This is a genomic window from Novipirellula artificiosorum (genome assembly GCF_007860135.1).
Lineage (GTDB): Bacteria > Planctomycetota > Planctomycetia > Pirellulales > Pirellulaceae > Novipirellula_A > Novipirellula_A artificiosorum.
Genome location: NZ_SJPV01000002.1, coordinates 578167 through 584166 on the forward strand (window position 1 = coordinate 578167; position 6000 = coordinate 584166).

The following is a 6000-nucleotide window of genomic DNA, read 5'->3' on the forward strand; positions in this document are numbered from 1 at the left end:
GCGAAAGGATCGGTAGAATGCCGACTTTCACTTACTCAATTCACCGGAGACTTGTTCCATGAAGACCATGATCAACCAGGCAATGCTGTCGCTGCTGCTTACAACCATTCTGGTAGTCGTTGCGGCGGCTGCCGAGTCCAGTGAACCATTGCCGCAAGCCCCCGAAGGTGAAATGTTCAAGTTGGTGTGGCAAGACGAATTCGATGGTGAAAAACTGGACGAAACAAAGTGGGAAGTGCCACAAAACAAGCGTCGTGATGGATGGTGGTCACGCAAGGCAGTTTCAGTGAATGACGGTCACTTGTCGATCAGCACGCTCAAGGATGGCGACCGGTATCTCGATGCTTGCGTTCGCACAAGAGGAAGGTTTGAACACGCCCATGGCTATTATGTGGCTAGGATCAAGCTTCAGGAAAAACCCGGTCACTGGTCGGCATTCTGGCTGTACAACTCCGGTGTTAACAAGATCGGGGATCAAGGACGAGATGGAACGGAAATCGACATCATGGAAAAACCATGGCTCGATGATCGGGTCACACAAAACCTCCACTGGGACGGCTACGGCGAGCACCATCAAAGCAAAGGCACTACGGTGACAATCCCAGGGGTCATGGAAGGCTGGCACACGTTCGCGCTGTTGTGGACGCCCGAGGAATACGTGTTTTATGTTGACGGGAAGGAAACATGGAGAACGGATGCTGGTGGCGTTTGTCAAGTTCCGCTTTACATCAAGCTCAGTGACGAAATCGGCGATTGGGCGGGGGACATTAAAGAAGTGGAACTGCCAGATCGTTTTTTGGTGGACTACGTTCGTGTTTATGACTTGGTGAAAAAATGAGTAGGAAGATCAGGCGATCAAAATGGATCGTCAGCCGTATCACTTGTGCGGTGCAAATCCCGAAGATTCTGACCATCTGCTTTGCCATCGTGTTGGCCTCCTGCCATGTATCATCGGAGGAAACCACGTCCACCGTGGAAATCAACGTTTCAATTGATGAAGGGAATGGCGTATCAGCGAGCACATCATTGGCCTGCGGGAAGCTGCAGAGCAGGTGGGTTTTCCCAACTTGATGTTTGCAAACAATGAGTAGGTGCTAAGTCAGAAGCTTGAAGGCTTTGACAAGTTCACGACCTTCCGTCTCGAAGGACGGATGCCAAAGTCTTAAACAAACGCTCCGCGCGAATCGGCTTGGACACGTAATCGTCCATGCCTGCCTCCAAGCAACGTTCGCGGTCTCCTTTCATCGCATGAGCTGTCATTGCGATAATGGGGACGTGCTTGCCTGTCCGTTTCTCGTTGGCGCGGATGGCGGCTGTCGCCTCCAACCCATCCATTTCCGGCATTTCCACATCCATAAAGACAACATCAAACTCATGTGATGCCGATTTTTCAACGGCTTCCTTCCCGTTGTTGGCAACCACTACGGTGTGCCCGTTTTTCTCCATCAGGATAACCGCCAGCTTCTGGTTCACCAAACCATCCTCAGCCAGCAGAACCTTTAGCGGCGGCAAGGCAGACGCTTGCTCACCCAAAGTTGGCTCCGCCTGGTCATCGGCCGGGACTGAAACTCCTAGGGACATCCCAATTGCGTTGAAGAGTTCCGACTGTTTCACCGGCTTTATCAGGTGCTCGGCAACGTGGAGCGAGTCACATCGTTTCCTGTTAGCCGGACTCGTTCCCGAGGTGAGGAGGATGATCGTGGTGGCTTCTAATTTTGGATCTTGCCGAATCCACTCCGTCATCGTCACGCCATCAACCTCAGGCATGTTGACGTCGGAAACCACGAGCGGCACCTTCGTCCCCGTCTCGTACGCGTGCCGCAGGACATTGATTGCTTCGTCGGCACTTCGGGCGGTGACCGGCTGCATTCCCCAGTTCCGTGTCATCTCTTCCAGAATCAGCCGGTTCGTTGAGTTGTCGTCCACAATCAGAACGCGAGTTCCCCGCAGAACTTCGGGCCGGATTCGTGACAGATCGGTGGGCGTGTCACTTGCTAACTTGAAACGGACAGTGAAGTGAAATACGCTTCCTTCGCCAGCATCGCTTTCTACCCAGATTCGCCCCTCCATCAGACTGACCAAGCGAGACGAAATCGAGAGTCCAAGGCCGGTTCCTCCATGCTTGCGCGTGGTGGATACGTCGGCCTGCGTGAAAGCTTTGAATATGGAAGCTAACTTGTCTTCGGGGATACCGATGCCCGTGTCGCGAACCGAGAAGCGAAGCACGGCTTCGTTGTCTGTATGGGACTCGCATTCCGCTTCCAGTACGACTTCACCATGATCCGTGAACTTGATTGCATTGCCGACCAGATTGACGATAATCTGGCCGAGCCGAGCGGGGTCTCCCAACAGAATGTCAGGTGTATCGGGATGAATCCGACAAGCAAGCTCCAGCCCCTTATCGTTTGCTCGTAGGCCCAGTGATTTCATCACATCACCGACGCGTTCCCGCAGGCTGAACACCCTCTCCTCCAGATCAAGTTTACCCGCCTCGATTTTTGAGAAGTCGAGAATGTCATTGATCACCGTCAGCAACGAATCGCCTGATTCCTGGACCATCTTCAAATACTCACGCTGCGACGGAGCGAGGTCGGAGTCCAAGACCAGATCGGTCATACCAATAATGGCGTTCATGGGAGTACGAATCTCGTGACTCATATTGGCCAGGAAGTCACTTTTGGCCCGGTTGGCGACCTCTGCCGCTTCTTTCGCCTGCTCCAAGTCAACGTTTGCACTCGCCAGTTGCTCCGTCCGCTCTTCCAGTGACGCCGTTCGTTGTTTGACCAATGCTTCCAGTTCGTCTCCTTGAATCGTCAATTGCACGTTTTGCAGCGCCAATCGCGAGAGCTGTCTGGCAAAGAGAAAGAGACTATTCGCGACACGCTTGAACTGGTCCAAGGGCATCCGTGTGACTTCGCTGAGCGCACATCCGAACTCCTTTTCATCAGCACCGATTTGCCTTGCATAGGCCATCATGCTTTCGGTGTCGGCCGTCTCGGTAAGCACTTGGCCAATCATCCAGTTGGCAATGTGTTGATCGCCCACACAAATGCTGGCTCCAGCATCCCAGAGCCCACCGCTTAAGCAAGGCTGGAAGATGGGGCCATTCGGATCGGGCCTTCCCAACACAGCGTCCGAGTGCATGCAGTTCTCTAGCCCTTTTTCCGTGCATCGGATGACCTTTTCACAAAGGCGGCAGAAGTTGCTGGGACGCGTTATCGGACGACCGTCCACATCGGTGATGATCGAGGCAACGCCGGTGGATTCGGCAAATGCGTCTTGGATCTTCTGAATCTCTTCGACATCGAATAGATCGGAGAATGTCAGGTCGGGAAATCGCGTAGGCTGCGACACGACTGCGGTCTCCCTTGGTGTCAAATCGGGTTCACTAGGCTTCGACGTCGTATGGTGCGTCCAGTCAGGCGCGGTGAAGACCGTTTCCCATTCGCACAGGTCCTTTCTTGGACCACCCCACCTCGGCTTCTGAACACCAGCTTCACTTAAAGTCCCGGCGGGGCCGCATAACAACCCCTTCGTTAACTATATCCCCATCCCCGCGAGGCTGCAATCAGCCTCCGACAAACTCCCGATGCCCGATTGATCAAAAGAAAACAGCGCAGTGAATCAGGGCCGGCGCGATGGGATCAGTCGATTCGAACGGCCCAGACGCGGAACGTTAGATCGTTTGCTTTCGTGCCTTCCAAAACGCGACCGTTTCCAGAAAGCCTGACGCGGTCGGCGGGGATCTTACTCCAATTGAACAGGTACTCGTTCTTACTGCCGTCAACCAACTTCCACGTACAGTTTCCGTTTGTCTTTCCATCGGAAAGATTGCGCACGTCGACGCCGTTATTCCAACGCCAAGTTCCCACAATGCCATGGGTCGACAAGTCTGACGTGACGCCAAACGACAGGGGTGGCAAGATTCGCTTTGAACTCAGTTGCGTGATGCGCTCGCGCACAGCAACCGCTTCGTCTAACTTACCTTGTTCGGTGAGTAGCTTTTGTTGCTTTGTCAGCTTCTTGGTGATCGCTTTGCGAAGGGACTCGCGATCAGCCTGATAGGCCTCGTTCAGGCTGGCGATCGATTCACGATACGATCGATCCAGCGTTCGAATGCTGATTTCGTGTCGGTCAAGTTCGGTAGCCACGATCGACTCGGATGATTCCTTCTTTTCCACTTCCGCAGAATTGCCGCTCGTGAATGGCGACGCGACGATGGCAATGAAGATGACGTTCAGGGGAAAAAGTTGGTGTCTCATGGCAGCTCTTGTAAAAAACCTGTGGTGAAGTAAAGGCACTCGTTTGCTGAGGAACCTGATCATTGTGACCCTGAGTTCCTATTGAATCCAGTCGATATGGTTTAATCCCTCGAATTTATGCGTCATCCGCTCGTTCTGTCCTCGCTTAGCGTTAGTCTTCCGCGATGAACTGCCACGAGTCGTTCATGATCGAATGACTCCACAAGTTGAAGGGAAGATTCGACGGACCGTGTCGAACAAATCCAGTATGACCGCCTGGGCTATCGTCCGTCCACAGGCAGATGACGCCATTGCCGTACGTTTCGGCTTTGCAGATGCGTATGGGTCCGATCCAGCACGGAGTGTCGACGCTGCGCCCTGATTCGACATCATCTGCGAGTTGATCAAACGATGATCTGGAAAACGCGAATGCCGTTCGGAGTGGCATGTTGTATAAGATCGTCGACAACAGTATCGCGAACGCGGTAATTGCGTAGAACAGTTGGCGCAACGATCGTGTTGCAATGGCCACGGAAAGCGTGATAAGGATGAGCGGGAGGCAAACCACTGCTAACAGCGTGCCATCCAAGGGCCAGAGCGAAGCGAGTACGCCAATCATTGGCGGAATGCCAACGGGTACATTCGGTTTGACGCGAAAGTGAATCATCGATTTGCGAGGTTAGCGTTTCAAATCAGGCCCTTTGGCAGGCGGAATCATGAGCTGTTCGAGTTCAATCTGGTTCGACTCCAGGTTGACAATAATACGAAACTTATTACCTATCACCGAATGAACGATCCGGCTCCCACCTTGCGTAACTTTTCTGCGATCTCCTCGCCTCTTCGCAGATTTGCAATTCGTTTTCTGCAAATCTCAATCTTATCTTGTTTGGATGACGCGAGTTCCTCCTTTGCTTTCAATAAACCGTCAAGTGCAGGAGCAACGTGTTTGGCGTGTAGCGATCCATCTTCGTTTTGCCGAACGACGGCATCGTACCGTTGTTTCAATGCGTCATGCCGCTGCTGGAGCAACTGCTGGATCCTTGCAGCGTCCGAGTTTTCATTGTTCTGTTGAGCATCGGATTCATTCAGTGCGATCCACGCAACGATCAGCCAGCGGCATCGGCAGATCAACGATTTCAAAACGCCCGATTTCGCCGCTCGGGTGCATCGTTAGGTGCGCCGCAATCAACATTCTCTGCTTAGTTTTCGCAGTAGTCTATTCGCTTTGCGTTCGAACGAGCCGTAAATCGATTCGTCTGCATCATACCATTCTTGGTGCTCGCCGACATATTCAATTGTCTCGATAGCTTTTCGCAGCAGCACAGGATCCGTCGACAAGTCATCAAGGCGATGATCGATCAGCCCAAAAACACATGATGCCCCATCAGAATCGCCCTTCGCCGCATCAGATGCCAAATAATCAAGGAAAGCAGGGAGGTAGTAGCGGAAGCATATCGCAGGCATGAACATCAGGTCTTCTTCGCGGTTGATCGCATCTTCGACGATCATACGAAGTGCATCAGCCAATGTTGCACCGCTGAACCGCGCATACGCGGCCTTGGCATCAAGGCACCACGGTTCGCTACGCCAGTCATCTTCGCTAGGAGGCGTGTTCATTTCTCAGTCGGGGAACGAAATGCGATCTATCCGATGGTCAGGCGTTAAAAAAGCTCAACTTGCTAGTTGAGCTTGCCGCCTGACTTTCGGATAGATCGTGCGTTGAGCTTTGTCGCCGCAAGGGGATCCAGTCGGACGGGAC

6 protein-coding genes are annotated in these 6000 nt (G+C 53.0%); 1 reads left to right on the plus strand and 5 read right to left on the minus strand.

Annotation, left to right across the window (positions count from 1 at the left end):
- Nucleotides 1-58: 58 nt before the first annotated feature.
- A complete protein-coding gene (locus tag Poly41_RS08005; protein ID WP_146525380.1) occupies nt 59-838 on the plus strand; it encodes a glycoside hydrolase family 16 protein in 780 nt (259 codons plus the stop codon).
- A gap of 287 nt (nt 839-1125) precedes the next feature.
- Here Poly41_RS08005 and Poly41_RS08010 read toward each other — a convergent pair whose 3' ends face one another.
- The 5 genes from Poly41_RS08010 to Poly41_RS08030 all read right to left on the minus strand — a co-directional run bounded on the left by Poly41_RS08010 (nt 1126) and on the right by Poly41_RS08030 (nt 5858).
- Complete coding sequence (locus Poly41_RS08010; RefSeq protein ID WP_197231148.1) at nt 1126-3354, minus strand: PocR ligand-binding domain-containing protein; 2229 nt, start codon at nt 3352-3354, stop codon at nt 1126-1128.
- A 290-nt stretch (nt 3355-3644) separates the two neighbouring features.
- Nucleotides 3645-4262, minus strand: a complete 618-nt coding sequence (locus Poly41_RS08015) for a hypothetical protein (protein ID WP_146525382.1) — start codon at nt 4260-4262, stop codon at nt 3645-3647.
- A 151-nt stretch (nt 4263-4413) separates the two neighbouring features.
- Nucleotides 4414-4908 carry a hypothetical protein gene (locus tag Poly41_RS08020; protein ID WP_146525383.1) on the minus strand — a complete coding sequence of 165 codons (495 nt, stop codon included), beginning with the start codon at nt 4906-4908 and terminating at the stop codon, nt 4414-4416.
- 113 nt (nt 4909-5021) lie between these two features.
- Nucleotides 5022-5381, minus strand: coding sequence for a hypothetical protein (locus Poly41_RS08025; RefSeq protein ID WP_146525384.1), 360 nt, complete (start codon nt 5379-5381; stop codon nt 5022-5024).
- 45 nt (nt 5382-5426) lie between these two features.
- Nucleotides 5427-5858, minus strand: coding sequence for a hypothetical protein (locus Poly41_RS08030; RefSeq protein ID WP_146525385.1), 432 nt, complete (start codon nt 5856-5858; stop codon nt 5427-5429).
- Nucleotides 5859-6000: the final 142 nt, after the last annotated feature.

Excerpts from the sequence above, each read along its gene's own strand:
- Poly41_RS08015 (WP_146525382.1), bottom strand. The coding sequence starts at position 4,262 with ATGAGACACCAACTTTTTCCCCTGAACGTCATCTTCATTGCCATCGTC.
- Poly41_RS08020 (WP_146525383.1), bottom strand. The coding sequence starts at position 4,908 with ATGATTCACTTTCGCGTCAAACCGAATGTACCCGTTGGCATTCCGCCA.
- Poly41_RS08005 (WP_146525380.1), top strand. The coding sequence starts at position 59 with ATGAAGACCATGATCAACCAGGCAATGCTGTCGCTGCTGCTTACAACC.
- Poly41_RS08030 (WP_146525385.1), bottom strand. The coding sequence starts at position 5,858 with ATGAACACGCCTCCTAGCGAAGATGACTGGCGTAGCGAACCGTGGTGC.